The following is a 21,709-nucleotide window of genomic DNA, read 5'->3' on the forward strand; positions in this document are numbered from 1 at the left end:
CAACGGGGATCGCGCGATGCGACGCACCGCAAGCAGAGCCGAAAGGTTCGGATTTGGCCCGTTCAGGACGTAGACTGTTTGCGCGGCCATCGAAACGCCGGCCCTCTCCCTTTATGTTCGCGCTCCTTGGCACGAATCTCTCGTTGAGCGTGTGATATGGAACGCCGGTTTCGGTCGCAAGTGAAATTAACGAACTAGTTCGTTTTTTCCATAGCTGTGAGCTTTCTGACGGCAACACGGTCTGCTTGGTACGAGCCAAGCCAAAGATCGCCGTCCACGACGAGCGCTGCCGAAACGCCATTGAACGATGGATTTGGGCCGGCCCTGACGAGCACCTCCCAATCCTTCGATGTCGGGTCAAGCAGTGCCGCGACATAGCCCCGATGACACTGCATAGTATCCGCCACGCCATCGATCACTTGCCTTGGGCCGCCGCAAGCCGGCTCGTCGCGAACCATGCCTGCGGCGAGGAGCCGGCCGCCGTACCAGTGTATGTTGTCGGGCATGAATTCGGGGGCTGTGGTCCTCCAAGCCGGGCCTGACGCGTCATTCCGGTTGAAACGGACGATCTCGCGAGACCCGAAGGAAACTACGTAGAAGCCATCGTCCGTCGGGGAGGCCTCGAGACCGTTGTTGCCCTGCAGTTCGGTCCCTTCGATCACATGGAAATGCTCTGCGCCCGGCGGTCTTTCGAGAACGTACCCAGTCTTCTGTCCGAGAACGAAGTCGGTGATTGATGTGCCCGGTCTAGTGAGGACGGTCACCAATACCGTCCCATCGCCGTAGGTTGCGACACTGTTGCCGACGTCGCCCTGCGGCAAGAGCAGGCAACCGCGCCAAGCCAGCTTGGGCGGCCGAGACCGATCGCGGTTATCAACGGCGAACACCTCGATGGACTCGCGCCCGCCGTGGTTGACGACATGTAGCTCGCCCTCTCCGGTGCTGGTCGCGCGAAAGCTCAGTCCGCGGGCGTTGAAGAGCGCGGGGTCAGGTGGAGTGGCACAATCGGGAAACCGTTTCCGATCCGGAGCAATTTGATGCCGCTTGCCGGTGAACCAAGATTGCAGGGTCCGTCGCCTGGTATCGATCAGTTTGAGCCCCGAGCCCGGCGCGAAACCGCTAGCGACTATCCAACGGCTGTCGGGGATCTTGGCGAGATCCTCCGGCTTGGCGGCTCCGCAAACAAACGTAAGCTCACCGTCGGCGGTGCAAGGTCCAACGGACGAAGCGGATTCAACGGCCGGTGCGCAGGCTGTCGCGCCGAGCAGGATAGGCCACGCGAAGCTGCCTCCCCTCAGCCAACTCGCGCTCACGGCTTCGAACGGAGATGCTGGTCAAAGAAGCGATAGGTGTGATCAAGAGCACGCAGCGACGCCTCGCGGGTCTCGGCCTCATTGGCCCCTACCCAGCTATGTCCTACGCCCGGAATGATCTCGACTTCGACCGACGCGCCGACAGAGTTCAGTTTCTGTGCCAGCCTCTCAGACTGCGCTACCGGGACCACACGATCTTCAGTGCCGTGTAGGAGCAGGATCGGCGGATCTTTCGCGTCCGCGTGCATTATCGCACTCGCGGCATCGAACTGCTCACGCGAGCAACGGCCGGGCTCGCAGCCAAGATAGTCGAATTCAGCCCGTTGTCCGCCAGTCTGCGGCATGGCCGGAAAGTCATAGATGCCATACCAGCCAGCCGCGGCTTGCGGACAATCGGACATTTCGGAGTTTGCCTTGTCCGCTCCGCTTGGGGCCGCACCACAGGTCAATGCCTCCAAGATCGCAAGCTGGCCCCCAGCCGATCCGCCGAAGATGCCGGTTCGCGCGGTATCAATTCCGTACTCCTGGGCATTCGCCTTCAGAAACCTGATCGCCGTCCGCACATCGTCCAGAGCCGCCGGAAACGGCGCTTCGCCCGAAAGGCGATATTCGACGGACGCAACCACGTATCCCCGGCTAGCGAGCTCGGCGAGTACCCCTGGAAAGTCGGCAAAGGCGCCCGACTGCCGCGTGTGGCCACCGCGCCATCCACCCCCGTGAACATAGACGATGAGCGGCTTGGCCTCGACGCGGTCAGCCGGGAGATAGACATCCAGGATCAGCGGCCGGAAACGTTCGATCCTGGAAAACTCCACATCGGCCAGCGCCAGAACACCCTTCGGGTACGGAACGACGCGACTGGGCATCGGATCTCCGAGCGCAGGCTCAGGCAGTGTGGGCGGCTCTGCCCTCTGTGCAGAAGCTGCGGCCGAACCGACCAGAAGTGCGGCGACCACAAGACTGTGGAACTTGCTCATTCATCTCTCTCCCTGCGCGAACCGGTTAGTTCATTGCAATGTTCTGCCACAGCCAAGACTGACCCGGTCTAGACTACTTCCCGTAGCCCCTCGTTCGACGGCACATACGCGACAGACACATCGAGGAGGCTATCGAGTTGCTGGGCCAATATCCTGGCGGCTGGCTCCTCCATCGCGATCGACCCCACCACCAACATGGCCTTGCGTTGGCCGAGTGAGATCGCATCCATCACGTAGGCCGTGGTCTCGGTTTCGTGGACTTCGCCGCAAATCAGCAGGTCAACGTCAGATCGCGATATCAAAGGCGCGAGGGCGTTTGGCCGATTGGTTTCGGTCGCGACAGCGATGCCCGACACCGCGAGTGACGGGTCGCCGACCAGACGCACAGTCTGTGTCGGCAAGATCTCTTTGACGCGCCTGACCACGTCGATCACGCGATAGGGCGAGTTTCGATAGATCAGCCCCGCGGCCGTATTGGCAGTTTGTTCCGGTGTTTCGAGGCCAAGCGCGCGCGGAAAGGCAGTCGTCACAGCGAGACCAGCCGGGCCCTCTCGCGGATCCTGTAGCCTGAGAACGGCGAGGCCATGGCGGTCGATAAAATCGAGTTTGGCCGCAAGGGCCGGTTCGGGCTTGGCAACCGGACGATCCTGACTGTCGCCAAGGAATGCACTGCGGGTGATGATGATGTTGGCGCCAAGCTCAACGGCTCGCTCAAGGACCGCGGTGCTCGCCCTGGCAGCCACGACAACGCCCGCAACCGGCACGTCGGCGTCACCCGCACGGTACCCATCAACCAACGCCCCGACAGCCCGATAGGAGCCGCCGGCAATGGCCAGGTCGCGTCGGCCGGGCGGATCAACGCCGCGATGCCGCCGCGCTTCGGGGCCGAGGGCAGCCTGTATTTTCACGAACAGTTCGTGGCCGGTGATAGGCATCATGCGATCCTCAGTCGGGATTGGTGTACGGGTCGGTGGTGGCGAACCACTGGCAGGGCATCCCTGGAAAGACGCCGCCGAGCCACTCTGCGATATTCCTCATCCCGAAGTCCTCCGCCGTATGGCCGGCAAGGAACACGACTACCGGCTTTGAGGAGGCTAAGTCCTGAGCGTAGCCAAGGACTTCTGGTTCGCGCACTTCGCCGAGCAGGACCGCATCAACCCCTTCGACCCCAAATTGGGCGATCTGCACATTTTCACCCGGCATTCCCGCAGTAATGCTGATCTTGGAGATGACCTGATCCGGGTTTCCGAACATGCGTAAGGTGCGCCTGCCGCAGGCCTGCTTGATATGGCGCCCCACCTCGAGAGCGGATGCGCTGGGCAGCGTCACGAGCACGCCTGGCCTTTCAGTGTCGCGATATCGAGTCCAGTCGAGGCGCTCCAGCAAGCCGGTCATGATCGCATCGCCTGGTCGCGAATGGGCGTGGCCGTGCATTCGTTGGATCACCATCCCGTTTTCGTCGAGAAAACGCTTCTTGGCGGTCAGGACGGGGTCCGTTTCCGGGAGCACGCTTTCGGCAAAGTCGTCGTACCGCTCGTAGAAGCTGGCCTCGTGAGGGATGATGTAGTTGAGGCCCGCCGCTTTGGCCTGGCGCAAGACATCAAGAGAGGCGAAAAAACAGGTCGCGATCCCGGTTATCTCGGCGTTCCGGTCACCGTAGATGATCCGATCATCGGTCGGGTTGGGATCCCAAGGCTGTCCGGACGCGAGCCTTATTTGTCGGAACACCTCGCGAGCCGTGGGGCGCGTGGATTGCCCAAGCGCCATGGATGAGGGCAGAGCCAGCGCAGTTGCAAGGCCGGCCACTGCGCTGCGCCGGGTGAGTGAGAGCATTCTGGAATTCCCTGCCTGTTCGTCTGCTTGCCCCATCGCGCTAGAGCGCGTTTTCCTGGTCGGTTTTGAAGCGGGATTGCGTGGTGAGCTTGATCACTTCGTTGGCGGCACCGTACTGGTCGTAGCCGCCGCGCCGCTCGACGATCTCGAAGAAGAAGCGCTTCTCGAAAGCCCGCGAATTGAGTTGGAGGTATTCGCCCTCCCCGTCCTGGTCATACAGGATGTCCCAGCGCGCGAGCTTGCTCACAAATTTTGCCGCGAGCCCGAAACGGGTTTCAATGTCCTCGTAGTAATTGCTCGGAATCTTGAGCCTTTCGAGGCCCAGCTCTTCCAGCCGCTCTGCGGTATGAAAGATGTCGGACGAGCGCAGGCTGACGTATTGAAGTCCGGCCCCCCAGTATCGCCGATGCAGTCGAGAAGTGAGGGTATTGTCGGAGACCGATCCGTTGAGCAGCAATCGCAGCCTGCGATCGGCGCTCTCGATCGGTTGCGAGTGAACGAGGCCAAGGGGATCGAAGATCTCAACCACTGGCTTCTTCTCGACATCGAAGAAGGCGAAACTGTGCAAGAGCCAGGAAAGCAGCTCTTGGTCGCGCATGGCATAGGCCAGGTGATCGATTTCAAGCAGGCCGGTGTCCTGATCTTCAGGGGCCGCGACGGGTTCGAAATCCCGCCGCCACATGTCCGCTTCCTGGCTTTCGTCGACCAGATAGATCAGGCTGCCACTGACGTCGCGAATGGCGCGGACTGGCATCTCCCCGCGCCCGATGCGCCCTTCGAAGCTGTTGATCGACAACGCCTCGGCGCGCGTGACTGCGGCAGTTACATCATTGATACGCAGAGCAATCGCACAGGCCGATGGCCCGTGCACCAGATAGTGAGAGTGCGCGAAGCCTTCCGGGTCGCTGTTCACGACGATGTTCACCTGACCCTGCTGCCATCGCTCGACCGCTTTGGATTTGTGTCGGCCGGCGAGTGCGAAGCCGAGTGAGCGAAGCAGTTCGGCAAATGGTTTGGCCTCGTTGTCGCCTATGGCAAATTCGACGAACACCACGCCGTGGCACTCAACGCGCGGCGGGAGCGCAGCGGGGAGATCCACGCCGGCAGCACGGCTCGCTTCATCGATCGTCAATCGCAGGGAGCGAATGCCATCAAGCGCGACCATCCACGACGGAATTGATCGAAAGTAGTCGTTGAAAATCTCGAGCGAGAGTGGCCCGCGATAGCCGGCTTCGACGAGCGTAGTGACGAAATCCTTGACCGGGATGTCCCCCTGGCCAGGCAGGTTGCGGAAGTGCCGGCTCCACGGCAGATATTCCATGTTGAGCCACGGGGCGTCGGCAATCTGGACAATGAATATCTTCGCCGGATCGATTTCGCGAAGCGACGCCATCGGGATCCGGCGCACTAGCGAGTGGAAGCTGTCGAGGATCAACCCGATCGCCGGGTGATCGACGGCTTTGACGATCTCCCACGCCTGCCGATGGTCCCAGACATGTCGGCCCCAGGCCAATGCCTCGTAACCAACGCGTATTCCATGCGCGGCGGCGCGTTCCCCGAGCTCGCCAAAATCGTCGACGATCCGGCCCCGATCGGACGTCGAGGCCAAAGATACGCTTGAACACACCAGCAGCAGATCGGTCCCGAGCTGCTGCATGATCTCGAACTTCTTTTCGACGCGATCGAAGATGCGAGCCCGCAATTCCTCCGGGAGCCCTTCGAAGTCTCTGAACGGCTGGAACAAAGTGCATCGCATGCCGAGATCGCGGATGATCTGCCCCACTTCGGCAGCCGATCCCGGAAAGGCGAGCAGATCATTCTCGAATATCTCGACGCCCTCGAAACCCGCGCGAGCCACCGCCTGCAGCTTTTCCTCGAGAGTCCCGCTCAGCGAAACGGTAGCGATCGAGGTCAGCACTGGGGTGTGATCCGTTGACCGATGGCTTCCACAAACCGGGCCGGAATACCGCTCACGCAACCCTCTCCGTCAAAGCGTCCGCCCGTTGTCCTCCGGCGTTTCAAGCTCACGATACGCAATCGGAATCGAGTTACAAGAAGAATTGTACGAACTGGTTCGCACATCGCTTGACGTTATCGATTTCGCACCGGATTAGAAGCTGCCCCCTTTCGCGGCGAACGACGGGAGTTTATCGGGGTGTTTGAAAGTTCGGACGATCCTGTCCACGGAAGCGAAGGTTCAATGAATGGCCGCGAGCATCAGCACTCGACGCGTACCGGATGACAGCCCTGTACCGCGCAGGATCGGTCGCCGCCGCGATGTCGACCGGGCAGCCGATGCCGAAGAGACCCGCGAGAACATCCTGAAGGTCGCGACGCGCGAGTTCGCAGAGAAGGGCCTGAGCGGCGCGCGTATCGACGAGATCGCCGAACAGACCAGCACGTCGAAACGGATGATCTACTACTACTTCTCCAGCAAGGAGGGGCTGTATCGCGCCGTCATCAGTCGTGAATATGGGCGTATCCGCGACGCGGAGGCCGAACTGCGCCTTGACGAGATGCCCGCTCTAGAAGCCCTCGCCCAGCTCATCGGGAAGACGTTTGACTGGCACTTCCAGCATCCGGACTTCGTGCGGCTGGTCATGAACGAGAACATCCACTTCGCGGCACACCTGGACGACGTCGAAGGTATCCAGGAGCGGAATGAATCGGTGATCGCTACGCTTAACTCGATCCTTGGCAGGGGTGCTGAGGAAGGCTCGCTCCGCACGGACATCGATCCCGTCGAGCTTCATATGAACATCAGCGCCCTGTGCTTCTACACAGTGTCCAATCGCTATACCTTTCGAAAGGTCTTTGGCCGGGACATGGGAGCGCCGGGACTGGCGAAACGGCGGCGCCAGCAAGTCATCGAGATCATCTCAAACTGGTGCAGAACCCCCCACGCCTAAGCGAGCTCGATGAGCGCGCTAAGTTACTGGAACACGCCTGCCGAACGAGAGCTGAGGCCGCTCTCCGGCAGCTCAGCGCTGCTTCTTCGCCGTGGCCGCGTTGAAATCGGGATCCTTCTTCGCGACCCAGGCGACAAACTTGCTCACATTAGGGTTGGCCAGAAGCGCATCCACATCCATCGCGTGGCGCTGCAGTTCTGAATTGGTAAAGTTGGCGATCAGGGTCTGTTGGCAAATGGGGTGCATGGGCACGACATCACGCCCGCCCCGGCTCTTTGGAACGGGATGATGCCAGACAATGGTCTTGCCCGTAGGCCGGCCACAGAGCCAGCAAGGCACGACCGCTGCTGGGGTCTCCTCCTCATCGAGGGACGGATCCTCGTAGCGACCATGTTTTGAATGTTTGCGGGCCATGTGCCTGTGCTTGAATTGCCTGAACTTGCGCTGCCCACCTAAAGGGATGCGGTCGGCATGGCCATAGCAGCGACGTTACCTGGCCAGCTGAAATATGGCGCGCCCGGCAGGACTCGAACCTGCAACTCCAAGCTTAGAAGGCTCGCCAGGCGATTTCCGAAAGCGTCCGGAGACGTCTCAGTTAGGCGTAAATAGTCAAATCAACGTCCGAAGGTGTTGCGTGATATCCGGGAGGATGTTACCTATTCCGTTACCTACCGCCTATTAGGTAACAGTGAACCCGAGGGAGGCGACTGCTATGGCCGAGGAATATATCCCCGATGAGATCGCAGCCGGTTTAGATCTATTTGCCGCAACATGGCTGCAGCAATGGAGCGAAGCCGGTGGATCGGTTCAGATAGACGCAGCAGGAAGGGCCTCGATTGGTTGGCCCTCGTACAGCCATAGTCCCGAGTGCGTGGAGGTGGGCCACGACCTGCCCGATACCGTTCGCTCCAATCAGCGTACCTTTAGAAGCGGCATGTACGACGGTAAGATGCGAGCGCTGCTCGAATTGATCGACGCAGTTCCCTGTGGCCACGACGCACTGAAACTACACATGCGTCAGCATGGCCTCGCCCACTATTTGGGGCGTCCTGGAACGCCAACGTAATGCTGACCGACACGAAGATCGCAGCCATCAAGGCGCCAGCAAGCGGCCAGGACGAGCATCCTGACCACAAGGTGACGGGGCTGCGACTTCGTGTCGGGTCCAGCGGCAAGAAGGCCTGGATCGTCCGCCGCCGAGTGGGCGAAAAGGTCGTAAACAAGAAGATCGGCAATTACCCGGCGATGGGCCTGGCAGCTGCTCGCAAGGCCGCTGAGAGCCTGATCGGCGCGCTCGAGCGAGACGGCAGCACAGAAGCGATCGACCGCACGTTTGGCGCCGTGGCCGATCTCTGGTTCAAGAACGTCGCAAAGGAAAATAACTCAAGCTGGAAACTCCAGGAGCGACGCCTGGAGATGCACGTACTGCCGGCATGGGGCGACCGAAAGATCGTCTCAATCAAGCGAGCAGACGTGCGCGATCTACTCGACGGGATTGAGGGCGATGTCCTACCCAACCGAGTGCTGACACTGGTGAAGACCATCTTCCGGTACGCCCTGTCGCGGGACTGGATTGAGGCATCGCCGATCGAGGGCATCGCCAAGCCCAAATCCGAGACCCCGCGGGACCGAGTGCTCGACATGCCTGAGATCGTCCGCGTCTGGAACGCCGCGGCGCTGATGGGCTACCCCTTCGGCCTGTACCTCCGAATGCTGATCCTCACTGCTCAGCGCCGCAATGAGGTCGCCGGCATGCGGTGGGCCGATGTCGATCAGGATGCCGGCACATGGACGCTTCGCAGCGAGGCGACCAAGAGCGATCGCGCTCACCTGATTCCGCTTTCGCCCCCTGCCCTGGCGATCCTAAAGGCCGCACCTGAACTCGGTCCACACGTGTTCACGACCGATGGAGAGACGCATTTCCACGGTTTCGCCAAAGCCAAGCAGCGGCTCGACCAGTTCATAGGCGCCTCCGGGGATCCCCTAGCACCCTGGACGCTCCACGACCTGCGGCGATCTGCGGCAACTCACATGGTTCGGCTCGGCGTTACCGAGACGATCGTCGGCAGAGTGTTAAACCACGCGCCCCAGGGGGTGACGGCGCAGGTCTATGCCCTGCACAGCTATGCTCCCGAGAAACGCAGCGCTCTCGATCGATGGGCTGCGGAGGTTGAGCGAGCGGTCGAAGGTAAGCCAGCTGAGAAAGTGGTGAAGCTACGTGGCTGACGAATTCAAATCAGCCGAAGCCATGGCGCAGGAGGAAAACGACCTGCACATGGCAGCAATCGATGCTCTTTGCGGAGTAGTCGGCCGACACGATGAAACCGCCCTCGCCCGCCTTTTGCGGTCTGACTACGCGCTGCACCCGGTCATTCGGCGAACATTCGCTGAAGCTCTGGAAAATGGTCAACTTAGACTCGTGAAGGGCCGCCGCGGTAAACCCGTGGCAGTCGTGGAAGCCTTAGAGAGGAATGCTTACAGGCTAAAGGTTGGCAATTTCATTCTCAATCGTATCACTCCCACTTACCCGCAAAAGGCTGCCGTCGCGGACGCCTGTGACGAGTTCGGGATCAGCGATCGTACGGCGAAGATAGCCCTGAAATACGCGCGAAACTGGCACGTCCAGCTTGAAGCATTCAGGGAAGCCAAATCCTGAATTAGGTACCCTGAGAACTTGCTGCGCATCCAGTAAATCTGTGTAGTTTCCAGAACCGTCCACCCAAACAAAGAGGGACGGTAGATGACTACACTTCTCAGGTTGCCGGCAGTTACCGCCCGCACGGGCCTTAGTCGCAGCAAGCTCTACGAATTGCTGGAGCGCGGCGAATTTCCCCGGCCAGTGAAGCTTGGCGGAGGTCGGCTCAACGTCTGGCCCGATAACGAAATCGCCGCCTGGATCGAGTCTCAGATCGAAGCGCGGGAAGTAGCCTGATGGATACCGATTGCCCCCGCACCGGGAGAGGTGCGAGGGCTGGGAGGTCCCTGAGGGATAGCCACGGCTCTATCAAAAAGCGCCCCGACCTTCAACGAGATCCCTATACGATCGTCGTCACCGCGGGCCTCTGGAGGGGCCGCGACGTGTCGATCGAGCCTCCCACCAACTCAGGCCCCCACATGCGGCATTTCGCTGCCCATGCGGAAGCGATGCTCTATGCCGAGCAGCTTGCCCAAGTAACGGGTTGGCCGCTGGTCGACCGGACGGGCGACCATCCCGAGCCGCCGAGGGCGGCATGAACGCGGCTGACACCTTTTCCCCGCTCATGCGGGACGTCGCGACAGCGCTATTTGGCAAGCCCGACACGACGCTCAGCAACGGTTCGGTCCTGCGATGGGGCAGCCGTGGGAGCTTCAAGGTCGATCTCGAAGGAGGCGTCTGGCACGACAAGGAAAAGAACGAGGGCGGCGGCGTCATTGATTTAATCAAGCGGGAGCGCCGCTGCGAAAAGCCCGGCGCGATCGAATGGCTTGTCGAACAAGGATTCATAGATCCGCCCGCGGCTCGCGAGAGGACCTTCTACGACTACACCGACGAGCGCGGGACTATCCTGTTCCGGGTAGAACGATGCGGGTCAGGCGCCAACCAGCGCTTCCTGCAGCATGGGCCGGACGGGCAAGGTGGTTTCGCCTGTCGCAGCGGTTGCATGAACGGTGTGCGCCGCATCTTGTACCGCTTGGACAAGCTCGCCGTTGCCCCGCCGAAGACGCTCGTATTCTTCACGGAAGGCGAAAAGGACTGCGACAGGCTCCTATCGCTTGGCCTGGTCGCCACAACCAATCCGGGCGGTGCTGCCAAGTTCAACGGTCTCGATGCTTGTATCTCGCAGCACCTCTCCGGCCGGCGTGTCATAGTCCTGCAGGACAACGACGAAGCCGGTGCGAACCATGTCGCCGGGGGCATTCAGGCGATCCGTCCTCACGCCAGGGCTGTGGCCGGCCTCAAGCTTCAAGGGCTCTCGCCCAAGGGCGACGTATCAGATTGGCTGAACGCGGGTGGCAGCGTTGTCGAGCTCGTGAGGCTGGCGGAGGCTGCACTGTCCGAGCCTCAACCGGATGAACCAAAGCCCGCGTTCATGCGCGGAATCAGCGCATCCGACCTCATGGCCAAGCACTTCGAGCCCGTGAACTTCGTGGTTCCCGGCCTACTCGCGGAAGGGGCCACCCTGTTCGCCGGCAAGCCCAAGATCGGCAAGAGCTGGATGGCGTATGACTTCGCCCTGGCCATAGCCAGTGGCCGGCCTGTGTTTGGATCCATTCCCGTTACCCAAGGTGACGTGCTCTATCTGGCCCTGGAGGACAGCGAGCGCCGACTGAAAAGCCGCCTGCTCAAGAAGGGTATTCGCCAAGCGCCCGACCGCCTGACCCTCGCGACCGAATGGCCAGGGCTGGACGAAGGCTGCATCGCGGAACTCGAGGCCTGGGCCGACGCGGTTAAGCGCCCCAGCCTGGTTATCGTCGACGTCCTGAAGATGGTGCGCGGCGTCACGCGTGGGACCGAGAGCCTCTACGATGCCGACTATCGGGCCCTGACCGGTCTCGCGACCTTCGCCCGCAACCGCGGCATTGCGGTGATGATCGTGCACCACGTCCGCAAGATGGAGGCCGACGATCCGCTCGAAAGCATCAGCGGCACAAACGGACTGACCGGTGCGGCGGATTGCGTGATGGTCCTGAAAAGGGAGTCCGGTACCGGACACTGCACGCTCTATGTCCGGGGTCGCGACGTTGAGGAGTCCGAGAAAGCTGTCCGGTTCAAACCGGACAATGGGACATGGGAACTGCTTGGCGACGCGAATGAAGTCGGCCGCACGAACGAGCGGCAGCTTATCCTCGATGCACTACGCAAACACGACAAACCATTGTCTGTGCGTGATATTTCCGACCTGGTTGGCAAGAATTACGACGCCATTCGCAAGACGCTCGTGCGCATGTGGGACGCCGGCGAAGTCCTCAAAGAGGGGCGTGGCCTATATGCCTGTCCTATGTGTCCGGATGTCCGAAACACATCAGAACCGGACAACCGGACAGACCGGACAGGGGGTATGAGTCAGGAAGAAGATGACGGCTGGATCGGTGAGAGCCCTGCCGAGACAGCAGCACGCACCGGGAGGTCAGGAAGATGACGCGGGGGGAGTGGGCAAAGCCTGGCGTGCGCCTCACGGACACCGCCGCCGTCCGCAAAAACTTACGCAACTCCGATTTCCCTCAGGAGCATTGCGGGGGGAGTGACCTATCCTCGGACGGGAGCCTCAGGACACCGACGCCCGCCCGCACAAACTATAAATTCCCTCTTTTTAGGTTTTTGCAGATTGGGCGCCTCGGGGATTTCTATCTGCAAATGCGAAAATTTCAGATCGGCGTCGGTGTCCTGATGTTCGCTCGGCGGGTTTGCACCGCCCCCCGGGGGGTAGTCGCAATCTTCCATCCGCATCCTCGGACACCGATGGGCCCTGCAAAAAGAACGCTAATACAGTTTTTTCGCGCGCGCCCGCGCGCGAGGCAGCGCGCTGAGTGATGACCGCCGCTGCCTGCCTTTGTCCGAACTGCGGAACCGCGCTGGCAGTCACGCTGGCGGCGGTTCCTATCGCGCCTCTGGAACCGCCAACGCTAACAAGCGACGCGATCGAACCTTGCCTGATCGCCGACCGGCTGGGGTTGTCCGAAGGCTACGTGCGCAAGCTCGTCAAACGTGGGTTGGCCCAGGGGCTGGCCGGATTCGAGAAGCGCGGCGGACGACTTTACGCCACGACCGAAGCAGTGAAGCAGCTATGGGGCGGATAGGAGCGTTTGGAGCGTTTGAGCCCGTTTTGCAGGCGCGTTTCGTGGCGACAATGGGAGGCCAGTTCAAGGAGACTGGCATGACCCGGCAAGTATATTCCCGCGATACTCGTTTCGACGCCGTCAAGACGGCCGTGGCTTTCGCCGCGACTGGCGGCGGCACCCCACAAGTTCGCAATTGGGCGGTTGGCCGCTGGGGTGAAGCCGGCGCGCCTCTGACGATCGAGAAAGCCGAAGTTCCGGCCCTCAGTGTTGGCGATATCGATTCATCCTCGACTGATGGCCTGGTCGATCGGGCGCTGTTTACCGCCGTTCGGGAACGCGCGGTGCTCCTCCGGTTGAAGGGTCTCCGCCGCACTGGCTTTCGCATTCGCTCAACCACGATTTCCAACTCGACGGCAGCATGGGTCCGTGAAGGCGGGGCTATCCCCCTGCTTCGCGCGACAGTCGATAACGTCGGTCTGGATCCGGCCAAAATCGCGGCCTTGTCTGTCTGGACGAAGACTGCGCTGGAATCCTCGCCGGGCATCGAAGAACTGGTCTTCAACGATCTGGCCCGCGCGTTCGCCGATGCGCTCGACCTGGCGCTGCTTGACCCGTTGAATGACGGTTCGGGTGTCGCACCGGCCTCTCTTACCAACGGTGCCCCTTTCATTGCCGCCACCAGCGACTTCGGCGTGGACCTGGCGGAACTGCTAGACGCATTCGACGGGAGCCTCGCCGACGCATATTTCGCCACCACACCAGCGATAGCGGTCGCGCTGTCCTCGCTACCCGCTGGCCGTGATCTGGGGGCCCGCGGCGGCGATCTGGCCGGCATCCCGGTCCTGACCTCGAAAGCGGCGCCCGCAGGTCAACTGAGCCTGATCGATCCCACCGGAATCATGGTCGCATATGACGGCGACCTTGAGCTCGGCACTTCCACCGAAGGCACGGTCGAAATGCTCGACAGCAGCCTTACCGGCGACAGCATTGCTGTGGTTCCGGGAACGGCCGCCTCCACTATCCCGCTTTGGCAAACTAACTCCGCCTCGATCCGCGCCATCGGACGATTTGCGTGGGCGACCGCCAAACCAGGCTCAGTTGCCAGCATCGCCGGCCTCTACCCGACCGTATCCTAGGAGCCCGACTGATGACTCCTGAGCATCCATTTGTGACGCACATGCGGGGTACGCTCGGCGGCGAGTCCATGAAGCGTCCTATCTCCAAGACCGCATTTTACGACTTCGTTGGGATGACCTTCGATCAACTCTGCGACGAGATTAGGGCGCTACGAGTGCGCTTGGAGACGCTTGAATCGGCCGACACCTACAAGGGCATTTGGCAACGCGCTCTGCCCTACCGCAAGGGGGCGCAAGTGTCGCACCAGGGCGCCCTTTGGGTCTGCCTCAGTGACAGCAACCCGGGCCTACAGCCCTCGCAAAACCCGACGCATTGGCAACTGGCGGCAAAGCCCCGGACTAAAGGAAAGCTACCATGAACGGAATCCCAATGCTCTTCGGCATGGACGAAGCAATCCGGCTTCATGGCATCGCACAGACAGCCGCAATCCAAACCGGCGCTAAGGGGCACGAATTGGACCAGGTCATTGCGTTGATCTTCGACGTGTTGGTCGCGCAAGCGAACCGCGATGAGAACCGCCCTTCGCTGAAGTTGATCGAGGGCACGAATTGATCGGGGTTCGTCCATCGCCCCACCCCCCGAGGGACGTTCGCCGCAGGAATTGGCACTGCGGGCCTCCCTCAACTTGGAGACTTTGAATGTCAAAGACGCTCAAGACCATCGGCCTCGTGCTCGGCGCCGCCGCGCTGCTCATCGCGCTTCCAGGTGTGGGGGCAGCGCTGGGCTTAGCCACCTATGCCGGGACGGCCGGGCTCTCCGTTGCGACGGTGACGACAATCCTGACAGTCGCATCGGCGATGCCAGGCTCGGCCTTTGCCGCTCTAAGGAGATCTGACGAATGACGCTGCAGAATGGTTTGGTGTGTGGTGATAAGGCCTATCTCTGGTGCGATACGGCATACTTCGACTACTCCACTGGCGAGTTGTTGGGGTTCGCATCCAAGGCGCTGCAGGGTCTCAACTGGCCTTTCGCCGGAGTGCTTTCGAGCATTGGCGGGGATCAGCACGAAATCGCGCGGGACATTGGAGAAGCTTACCCTCAGGACGTGCCTAGTCTGTTGTCTGCCGCAAGCGAGGCGCTGCGCCGTTACGCCGCGAAGGGTTTCATGGCACGCGTTCTACTAGCCACATGGGAGGACCGTCCGAAGCTCTGGCTTGTAGCCACCGATGCCTGCACCCGCGAAGGGCCATTCATGCCCTGCGAGGCTGTGCATTACCTCAGCGCTGGCAACGATCTCCCGGAGTATAAGCGCGCGGTCCGCAAAGGACTAACTCCCAAGCGCATGGCGCGAGTGATCCACGCGCAGCTAAAGCACCCGGTCGAAGCTGCAGGTCCGCCGGGGGCGGCCGGCTATCGAATTCAGTATGGCGGCAACGTCGTCGAAATCGAAATTTCTCGCCACGGTGTCGATAGCCGGGTGCTGCGAGCAGTCCATGGCAAGGCGTAACGGCCGCCGTCGTCCAGTACGAGGTTTCTATCCCACCTGTGGAGAAGTACGCGACGTATGGGACGTCATACGCGACCAGCTAGGGTAACCCCTTATTGATTTAGTAATGTACGGTCGCTACATCGACCTCATCATCCTGGTGGGCAAGATCCTGCCAGACAGGCCGGGGCTTCACCGCTCCGGCCTTTTTCGTTTATGACGTCGTACATGAAACGTGTCATCGTCTATATCGACGGCTTCAACCTGTATCACGCCATCAACGACCTGAGGAAACCACACCTCAAGTGGCTTTGCCTTCGCGCACTGTCGGAATCTCTACTTCGCAAGGACGAAGCGCTTAAGGCAGTGAAGTACTTCTCTGCGTACGCGACCTGGATGCCAGACCGATTTGCCCGCCATAGATCTTATACTGACGCCCTCATTTCCCGCGGTGTCATCCTTCACATGGGGCAGTTCAAGGAAAAACCGCGAAAGTGCCTGTCATGTGGAGCCCGTTGGATGGGGCACGAGGAGAAGGAAACCGACGTACAGATAGCGGTTCATATGGTGGCTGACGCGCTCAGAGACGAAGTAGATCGGTTGATCGTCATCAGTGCCGACACGGACTTGTCGCCGGCCATTAAAATGATCGCTGTGCACGCTCCGAAGTGTGAAGTCTTTGTGGCCACTCCTCCGGGGAGGTTTGGGCAATGCAGGTCACTTGGCCCCAAGCTCGAGCTTACGGCTGGAAGGCTAGGCCGGTGCCTGTTGCCAGAAACGGTGCAAACTGGCCCCAAAAAGTCCGTTACTCGCCCTCTACAGTATGCGCCTCCTAAATAGAGCGATAGAGTAGGTGCATGGCAGCTCGGAAGCCTAGAAAGCTCTGGGAGGTGCTTCGACCACCTTGCATTGGCCGCGATCTGTCTTCTTGAGCAAGCGAACAGTTCGATCAATGGACAAGTCTGTTCGGCTGATCTTGTAGTCTAGCATGTTGTTGGCGAAGATCACTTCGTCTGGCGTAAACGCCGCGGTCAGCGTCTCAGTGAAACCAGTGCTCGGCACAAAGACGGTCGCCTTTCCTGTCGCCTCATCCGCAGTGATCTTGATCGGGACGGCGCCGGGAAAACGGCAGTCAAGATACGTTGGCGCCGCGAAGGCCGGCGACGAAACCAGGGCGGCGGCAAGCAGGAACCATCGCATATGTGGTCTCCAAAGCGGATCGTTCTGAGCATGAACCAGGCCAATCGATGGGACGACTGGCGAGGCTAGTCTACTTTGCCGGCCATATCCCGAGCTGATGGCCGTGAACCGAACTGCAGACCCTTGGCTGCGACGTTAAGCAGCCGCTAGGTCGGCCTCGTGAACGACGTAGCGCTCATCGCCGTCGACCACGCAAATCCTCCAACTAGCGAAGGCAACGAGTCGGTCAAACGGAGGGATTCCCTCGATCTCACCATCGAGAGCGACGAAAGACGTTGCGTGGTTTTCCGCAACCGCAAGCATTGGGCGCCCTCCAATGAGGCAAAAGGCACCTATCGGGATGTCCCGTTGCATTGGGCTGATTATCTTGTCCGGATCAACTGTAACTTCAAATTTGTCGACGGCGAGATATGGCCCCATGTTGATAGCCATCCTGCTGAGAATAAATCCAGATTTTCCCATTTCGCCGAATTGTACGTAACTTTTATTGTCGCTGGTGCCGCATATCAGCAATGGCGGACGGTCATATTGAGTGTGTCGGATTAGCAGCGTTCCGGGGGGAGCGAGATGGGGCTGAGTGACACTGAAGCGTCCAATCGGAACCTGCACTTTTGCCCCCATTGATGATTCGTTCGAAGGCAACGTACACCGGAACGAAATTGGTACAAAGCACTTGCGCCGAATCGGAAACGGCGTGTCTTTGGGCGCATGGACCCCAACGAACTAGCCGATGAAATGCAGCGCCAGTACGACCGCTGCAAGCTGTTTCCCGAGACGAAGGAGGGCGGCTGGATCGCGATGATCGAGCTGCGTAACCTGGCACCCAAGGCGATCGATTTGCTACGGAAGTTGGGAAGGCATTAGGCGCGCCGCGTAGTCGCTCCAAACAGACGCGACGCGCCCGGCCCGATTGTAGCGAGTCTTGCGTCGCTGGCCTTAACCTGGATCGATCGAGGGGGAGGATTGGTGGACGCGCCGAACTTTGGGGGCCACGACGCGTCCAGACCGGCAATGCTGCTATCGCTGACCCGTTCCGCATTTCACCTAGGATAGGGCGGCGACCCGCTGGCGACGCCCCAGAAGCCGAAGTGGATCGTGGCCTGGGGGAAGTCTGGGGATTAGTATTGAGACGATCTAGCCAACTTCCCAGCCAAATCTTAATCAGTGGGTTGGAAGCGCCGCGCTCTAGTCATTCCGCGGCGGATACCGGCACGGCGCACCTTTAGATAAGCGCGCCCTGGTTTCCGCTTCCAATCACTGCAGTAGGCCTATTGCGCCGTTCGTACTGCCGGCGCGCGTGTCCGGTCATCGAGGAAACTCGCATGACCAAGAAGCGAAAACGCGACTATGAGATGTCACCCTGGTGCGCACTCCTTATCGCGATACTGGCGGCTCTGATCCGCCAGATTTAACGAATCCGGCGACGCGCAACCACGCGTCGCCGGGTTTGTCATTGAAGAACGACGCCTGGCGTCAGTAGTTGGTCGCTTCAAATTCCTTGGCTTGATACCGCGCTTTGCTCTCAGCGGCGCGTCGATGTGCCTTGGAAGAGTATGGGCCAATCGCGAACTCGCACTCAGCGTTAACCGTGCAGGCGCCCATCGGTTCGTCCCCCGACGTATGAGAAATCTGCCCATCATCAGGGTAAGTGCAATGCCACCACACACGCCGAACGATAAAATTCTCGGATCCCAAACGATCTTCGTCGGTGGGGTCCAAGCCTTCGCGCATGACCGATATGTAGTCCCCTTCGCGCGGCAATGCCGGCATCAGCATCTTTAGGCCGTAGTCCACTTCGCCGCCTCCAGGCGGGACAAACGACAGATGTACTTCGATCATGGATTCCCCTCCAGTTTGTTACCTATGCGTTACCTAATGACAGCAAAGGTAACATGTAACTTCTTGAAATCATGGCGCGCCCGGCAGGACTCGAACCTGCAACTCCAAGCTTAGAAGGCTCGTGCTCTATCCAGTTGAACTACGGGCGCGTCGCGGCGGGCCTTAGCGTGCTTTGCGGCTCATGCAAAACGCGATAGTCAGCCGCGATGGACGGGATATCGGCAAGGCTCGAAGGCGAAGCGCTCAATCACGCGCGGTTTCGCTATTTTCCTTACATCATGGCGGCTTTCGTCGCGATCCTGCTTCTGTCCAACATGATCGGCGCATCCAAGCCGAGCTTCGTTACCCTTCCCAATGGCACGCAGTGGTCGTTCGGCGCCGGCGTGCTGTTCTTCCCGTTCAGCTACATCCTCGGCGACGTGCTTACCGAGGTCTACGGATACGCCAACGCGCGGCGGGCGATCTGGACGGGATTTGCGGCGTTGCTGTTCATGGCGTTCATGGCGGCGGTGGTCGTGGCGTTGCCGCCCGCGGCCGACTGGCCGGGGCAGGAAGCCTACGAGTTCGTGTTCGGCAACACCTGGCGCATCGTGCTGGCCTCGATCACCGCCTTCTGGGCTGGCGAGTTCGCCAACAGCTTCGTGCTGGCGAAGATGAAGGTCATGACCGGCGGCCGGCACCTGTGGACGCGGACCATTGGTTCAACCATCGTCGGCCAGGGGCTCGACAGCCTGATCTTCTATCCGCTGGCGTTCTATGGACTGGCTGGCTGGCCGCCCGAGCAGCTGTGGCAGGTCGTGCTCTCGCAATGGCTGATCAAGACCGCCTGGGAGGCGCTGCTCACGCCCTTTACCTATGTCGTGGTGGGCTTCTTGAAGCGGCGGGAGGGCGTCGACGTGTTCGATACGGACACCGACTTCTCGCCCTTCGCGAAGGCGCGCTGACGGATCAATCCGCCAGCAGCGCAATCGCGAGATAAGCGACCAGGAAGGTCCCGAAGCCGAACACCGTGCCGACGACGAACACTGCCCGCACGATCAGCGGATCGACGTTCATGTAGTTCGCCAGGCCGGCGCAGACGCCGAATACCTTGCCGTTGGTCCGGTCGAGCCGAAGCTGGCGCGACGGCTCGTAACCGTTGGAGCGACGATCTACCGGGTTCATGCCAGGATACCCGCAACCGAGTGAACATCAGACGCCGAAGTCGCGAGGACATTGGCGAACAGCATCGTGGAAATCGCAAGCGCGCTAAGAGCGGCAAAAGCGTGGCGAGCAAAATTCGACAAACCAGACATCTCAAAAATTCCCCTTCGTCTCAACTCGGCGGGTCATTCCGCCGACGCAGGGGACGTTGCATAGGGCGTGCCAAACTGCGGAAATGGCGGATTTGCGTGGTTCTTGTCGTTATCGGAGAATTACCATGTGCCAACACTCCCGCAACTTGGTGAAAAATCCCAAATAGCGGTGAGGCCGGTTTTGCAGTGGTCTAGTTCTCGCCCTTCGCCTAACGCTCGACCGACCCATGGCGCTCGACCGGATCACCCTCAGCCACTTCCGCAATCACGCCGCTAGCCGCCTGGACGGCAGCGCGAAGATCAACCTGCTGTTCGGAGAGAACGGCGCGGGAAAGACCAACGTGCTCGAAGCCCTGTCATTGCTGGCGCCCGGCCGGGGTTTGCGAAGGGCTGGACTGCCAGAGATGGCGGGGCATGGCGGCACGGGCGGCTTTGCGGTCAGCGCCCAGCTCGATTGCGGTGACGGGAGCGGCGCGGTGCAGCTTGGGACTGGCACGACGCCGGAGCGTCCCGGCAGACGCCTGGTCCTCGTCAACGGCGCCGAAGCGAGCGCGGTGGCGCTCGGCGAATGGCTGGCGGTTGGATGGCTGACCCCCGCGATGGACCGGCTATTCACCGACAGCGCCGGGGCACGGCGGCGCTATATGGACCGCCTTGCGCTAGCACTCGACCCTGCGCATGCCCGTTACGCCTCGCGCTACGAAGCGGCGCTGCGCGAGCGCAATCGCTTGCTGGCGAGTGATGTCGATCCCGATCCGCAATGGCTGACCTCGCTGGAAACGCAATTGGCAGAGAGCGGGGCTGCGCTGGCCCTGGGCCGGGTGCGAATGATCGAACGCTTGTCAGAGGCGCTCGAGGCCCTGCCGGAAGGGCCGTTTGCCCGCCCTGCCCTTACCTATCTCGGAGGCGGCGCGCTCGATGCTGGAGAACTGGCGTCGGAACTTGCCCGCCAACGGCCGCGGGACCGGGCGGCGCAACGGACCCTGACCGGACCGCATCGCGACGAGTTGGAAGTGGCGATGGCCGGAAGCGGCATGCCGGCGGCAAGCTGTTCAACCGGCGAGCAGAAGGCGATGCTGATCGCCATTACGCTGGCCCATGCCGAACTTGCCGCCGCCGGACGTCCGGGCGTCCTCCTGCTGGATGAAGTTGCCGCACATCTCGATCCCTTGCGGCGCGAGGCTTTGTTTGAGCGCCTCAGGACCGGTGGGGCGCAAGCCTGGCTAACCGGTACGGAGTTGGCTCCGTTTGAGGCGATCGAGCGAGAAGCGGCCGTATGGCGCGTCGCTGGCGGTGAAGTGGTGAGGCTGGGCTAGCTCCGCGGAGGCAGAGCCGCGGCCACCTTGCCGGCTGTCGCAGCGACCAGCGCATCGATCCCCTCGGCCGTTGGATGAATCCGATCGGCCTGGATCAGTTGCGGCTTGTCGTAGACGGGTTCGAGGAAGAACGGCACCAGCTCCGTCGAATAGCTACGCGCCAAGGCGGGGTAGATGCCGTCGAATTCTGAGACGAACTGTTCGCCAAGGTTGGGCGGCGCCCGCATGCCCATCAGCAGGACCGGAATCTTGCGCTTCGCCAGCTCCTGCAGAATCGCTTCCAGGTTCTCGCGAGTTTCCGCTGGCGAAATGCCGCGCAGCAAATCGTTACCCCCAAGTTCGACGATGGCGAGCTCGGGTGCCTCGGCCTGGCTATCGAGCACAAAGGCGAGCCGCTGCAGCCCCGCCGCTGTCGTATCTCCCGACACTCCTGCGTCAGCCACGCGTGCGTTGATGCCCTTCGCGCGCAAGGCCGCTTCCAGCTTATCCGGATAGCCTTGGCCCTCTCCCAGTCCGTATCCAGCGAACAGGCTATCGCCAAATGCGAGGATGCGTCGTTCAGGACCGGTGACCGGCGCGGCCTCGATCGATGCCTTGGCTTGAGGCTCTTGCGCGGGAGGTTGCGCGGGCTCGCTGCTGCAACCCGCAAGGGCCAGCGCCGCCACAACCATCGACAAGCCGCCAATACGCATCGTCCAAGCCTC

28 protein-coding genes and 1 tRNA gene are annotated in these 21,709 nt (G+C 61.0%); 18 read left to right on the forward strand and 11 right to left on the reverse strand.

Annotation, left to right across the window (positions count from 1 at the left end):
- Positions 1 to 194: 194 nt before the first annotated feature.
- From ASD76_RS18620 to ASD76_RS09300, 5 genes are all read right to left on the reverse strand, one after another.
- Positions 195 to 764, reverse strand: coding sequence for a hypothetical protein (locus ASD76_RS18620; RefSeq protein ID WP_235506600.1), 570 nt, complete (start codon positions 762 to 764; stop codon positions 195 to 197).
- A gap of 545 nt (positions 765 to 1,309) precedes the next feature.
- Positions 1,310 to 2,290, reverse strand: coding sequence for an alpha/beta hydrolase (locus ASD76_RS09285; RefSeq protein WP_055921582.1), 981 nt, complete (start codon positions 2,288 to 2,290; stop codon positions 1,310 to 1,312).
- 68 nt (positions 2,291 to 2,358) lie between these two features.
- Positions 2,359 to 3,225, reverse strand: a complete 867-nt coding sequence (locus ASD76_RS09290; protein WP_162249654.1) for a Nif3-like dinuclear metal center hexameric protein — start codon at positions 3,223 to 3,225, stop codon at positions 2,359 to 2,361.
- A 10-nt stretch (positions 3,226 to 3,235) separates the two neighbouring features.
- Positions 3,236 to 4,123: a Nif3-like dinuclear metal center hexameric protein gene (locus ASD76_RS09295; RefSeq protein ID WP_162249655.1), complete on the reverse strand. Its 888-nt coding sequence runs from the start codon at positions 4,121 to 4,123 to the stop codon at positions 3,236 to 3,238.
- A gap of 40 nt (positions 4,124 to 4,163) precedes the next feature.
- Positions 4,164 to 6,041: a bifunctional sugar phosphate isomerase/epimerase/4-hydroxyphenylpyruvate dioxygenase family protein gene (locus ASD76_RS09300; RefSeq protein WP_055921591.1), complete on the reverse strand. Its 1,878-nt coding sequence runs from the start codon at positions 6,039 to 6,041 to the stop codon at positions 4,164 to 4,166.
- 286 nt (positions 6,042 to 6,327) lie between these two features.
- Between ASD76_RS09300 and ASD76_RS09305 the strand changes: the two genes are divergently transcribed.
- Positions 6,328 to 7,032: a TetR/AcrR family transcriptional regulator gene (locus tag ASD76_RS09305; protein WP_055921593.1), complete on the forward strand. Its 705-nt coding sequence runs from the start codon at positions 6,328 to 6,330 to the stop codon at positions 7,030 to 7,032.
- 72 nt (positions 7,033 to 7,104) lie between these two features.
- Here the strand turns inward: ASD76_RS09305 and ASD76_RS09310 are convergent, their stop codons facing one another.
- Entirely contained in the window at positions 7,105 to 7,446 is a 342-nt protein-coding gene (locus tag ASD76_RS09310) for a hypothetical protein (RefSeq protein ID WP_055921596.1), read from the reverse strand.
- Between the two features lie 298 nt (positions 7,447 to 7,744).
- On the opposite strand from ASD76_RS09310, the gene ASD76_RS09320 reads away from it, so the two are divergent.
- The 13 genes from ASD76_RS09320 (at position 7,745) to ASD76_RS09380 (ending at position 16,195) form a co-directional block, all read left to right on the forward strand.
- The gene (locus ASD76_RS09320; RefSeq protein WP_156457616.1) at positions 7,745 to 8,098 is read left to right on the forward strand and encodes a hypothetical protein; all 354 of its coding nucleotides are present in this window, start codon (positions 7,745 to 7,747) and stop codon (positions 8,096 to 8,098) included.
- Positions 8,098 to 9,258 carry a tyrosine-type recombinase/integrase gene (locus tag ASD76_RS09325; protein WP_055921603.1) on the forward strand — a complete coding sequence of 387 codons (1,161 nt, stop codon included), beginning with the start codon at positions 8,098 to 8,100 and terminating at the stop codon, positions 9,256 to 9,258. Before ASD76_RS09320 ends, ASD76_RS09325 begins: the two co-directional genes overlap by 1 nt.
- Positions 9,251 to 9,688: a hypothetical protein gene (locus ASD76_RS09330; RefSeq protein ID WP_156457617.1), complete on the forward strand. Its 438-nt coding sequence runs from the start codon at positions 9,251 to 9,253 to the stop codon at positions 9,686 to 9,688. Before ASD76_RS09325 ends, ASD76_RS09330 begins: the two co-directional genes overlap by 8 nt.
- 84 nt (positions 9,689 to 9,772) lie before the next feature.
- Positions 9,773 to 9,964, forward strand: coding sequence for a helix-turn-helix transcriptional regulator (locus ASD76_RS09335; RefSeq protein ID WP_055921607.1), 192 nt, complete (start codon positions 9,773 to 9,775; stop codon positions 9,962 to 9,964).
- Positions 9,965 to 10,110: 146 nt separating this feature from the next.
- Entirely contained in the window at positions 10,111 to 10,266 is a 156-nt protein-coding gene (locus tag ASD76_RS18240; protein ID WP_156457618.1) for a hypothetical protein, read from the forward strand.
- Positions 10,263 to 12,152 carry an AAA family ATPase gene (locus ASD76_RS09345; RefSeq protein WP_055921612.1) on the forward strand — a complete coding sequence of 630 codons (1,890 nt, stop codon included), beginning with the start codon at positions 10,263 to 10,265 and terminating at the stop codon, positions 12,150 to 12,152. Before ASD76_RS18240 ends, ASD76_RS09345 begins: the two co-directional genes overlap by 4 nt.
- Before the next feature lie 391 nt (positions 12,153 to 12,543).
- Positions 12,544 to 12,810, forward strand: coding sequence for a hypothetical protein (locus tag ASD76_RS09350; protein ID WP_055921615.1), 267 nt, complete (start codon positions 12,544 to 12,546; stop codon positions 12,808 to 12,810).
- A 77-nt stretch (positions 12,811 to 12,887) separates the two neighbouring features.
- A complete protein-coding gene (locus tag ASD76_RS09355) occupies positions 12,888 to 13,928 on the forward strand; it encodes a phage major capsid protein (RefSeq protein ID WP_162249656.1) in 1,041 nt (346 codons plus the stop codon).
- Between the two features lie 11 nt (positions 13,929 to 13,939).
- Positions 13,940 to 14,287, forward strand: coding sequence for a hypothetical protein (locus tag ASD76_RS09360; RefSeq protein WP_156457619.1), 348 nt, complete (start codon positions 13,940 to 13,942; stop codon positions 14,285 to 14,287).
- Positions 14,284 to 14,481 carry a hypothetical protein gene (locus tag ASD76_RS09365; protein WP_156457620.1) on the forward strand — a complete coding sequence of 66 codons (198 nt, stop codon included), beginning with the start codon at positions 14,284 to 14,286 and terminating at the stop codon, positions 14,479 to 14,481. Before ASD76_RS09360 ends, ASD76_RS09365 begins: the two co-directional genes overlap by 4 nt.
- A gap of 86 nt (positions 14,482 to 14,567) precedes the next feature.
- Entirely contained in the window at positions 14,568 to 14,771 is a 204-nt protein-coding gene (locus ASD76_RS09370) for a hypothetical protein (protein ID WP_055921628.1), read from the forward strand.
- Positions 14,768 to 15,376: a hypothetical protein gene (locus ASD76_RS09375; RefSeq protein WP_055921631.1), complete on the forward strand. Its 609-nt coding sequence runs from the start codon at positions 14,768 to 14,770 to the stop codon at positions 15,374 to 15,376. The genes ASD76_RS09370 and ASD76_RS09375 overlap by 4 nt, the downstream gene beginning before the upstream one ends.
- 207 nt (positions 15,377 to 15,583) lie before the next feature.
- Positions 15,584 to 16,195: an NYN domain-containing protein gene (locus ASD76_RS09380; protein ID WP_162249657.1), complete on the forward strand. Its 612-nt coding sequence runs from the start codon at positions 15,584 to 15,586 to the stop codon at positions 16,193 to 16,195.
- Between the two features lie 33 nt (positions 16,196 to 16,228).
- Here ASD76_RS09380 and ASD76_RS09385 read toward each other — a convergent pair whose 3' ends face one another.
- Positions 16,229 to 16,555 carry a hypothetical protein gene (locus tag ASD76_RS09385; RefSeq protein ID WP_055921637.1) on the reverse strand — a complete coding sequence of 109 codons (327 nt, stop codon included), beginning with the start codon at positions 16,553 to 16,555 and terminating at the stop codon, positions 16,229 to 16,231.
- 159 nt (positions 16,556 to 16,714) lie between these two features.
- Here ASD76_RS09385 and ASD76_RS18245 point away from each other — a divergent pair, with 159 nt between their 5' ends.
- Together ASD76_RS18245 and ASD76_RS18250 are read left to right on the forward strand one after the other, a co-directional pair.
- Entirely contained in the window at positions 16,715 to 17,101 is a 387-nt protein-coding gene (locus ASD76_RS18245; protein WP_156457621.1) for a hypothetical protein, read from the forward strand.
- Between the two features lie 162 nt (positions 17,102 to 17,263).
- Positions 17,264 to 17,419, forward strand: coding sequence for a hypothetical protein (locus ASD76_RS18250; protein ID WP_156457622.1), 156 nt, complete (start codon positions 17,264 to 17,266; stop codon positions 17,417 to 17,419).
- A gap of 609 nt (positions 17,420 to 18,028) precedes the next feature.
- Here the strand turns inward: ASD76_RS18250 and ASD76_RS09395 are convergent.
- Together ASD76_RS09395 and ASD76_RS09400 are read right to left on the reverse strand one after the other, a co-directional pair.
- The gene (locus ASD76_RS09395; protein ID WP_055921642.1) at positions 18,029 to 18,394 is read right to left on the reverse strand and encodes a hypothetical protein; all 366 of its coding nucleotides are present in this window, start codon (positions 18,392 to 18,394) and stop codon (positions 18,029 to 18,031) included.
- Positions 18,395 to 18,466: 72 nt separating this feature from the next.
- A tRNA-Arg gene (locus tag ASD76_RS09400) sits at positions 18,467 to 18,543 on the reverse strand.
- Positions 18,544 to 18,600: 57 nt separating this feature from the next.
- Between ASD76_RS09400 and ASD76_RS09405 the strand changes: the two genes are divergently transcribed.
- Entirely contained in the window at positions 18,601 to 19,338 is a 738-nt protein-coding gene (locus ASD76_RS09405) for a queuosine precursor transporter (protein ID WP_055921646.1), read from the forward strand.
- Between the two features lie 4 nt (positions 19,339 to 19,342).
- Here the strand turns inward: ASD76_RS09405 and ASD76_RS09410 are convergent, their stop codons facing one another.
- Complete coding sequence (locus ASD76_RS09410; protein WP_055921649.1) at positions 19,343 to 19,558, reverse strand: PspC domain-containing protein; 216 nt, start codon at positions 19,556 to 19,558, stop codon at positions 19,343 to 19,345.
- A 358-nt stretch (positions 19,559 to 19,916) separates the two neighbouring features.
- Between ASD76_RS09410 and recF the strand changes: the two genes are divergently transcribed.
- Positions 19,917 to 21,005, forward strand: a complete 1,089-nt coding sequence (recF, locus tag ASD76_RS09415; protein WP_055921654.1) for a DNA replication/repair protein RecF — start codon at positions 19,917 to 19,919, stop codon at positions 21,003 to 21,005.
- Here recF and ASD76_RS09420 read toward each other — a convergent pair.
- The gene (locus tag ASD76_RS09420; RefSeq protein ID WP_055923120.1) at positions 21,002 to 21,697 is read right to left on the reverse strand and encodes an arylesterase; all 696 of its coding nucleotides are present in this window, start codon (positions 21,695 to 21,697) and stop codon (positions 21,002 to 21,004) included. The genes recF and ASD76_RS09420 overlap by 4 nt on opposite strands.
- Positions 21,698 to 21,709 lie beyond the last annotated feature (12 nt).

Source organism: Altererythrobacter sp. Root672 (genome assembly GCF_001427865.1).
Classification (GTDB): Bacteria; Pseudomonadota; Alphaproteobacteria; order Sphingomonadales; family Sphingomonadaceae; genus Croceibacterium_A.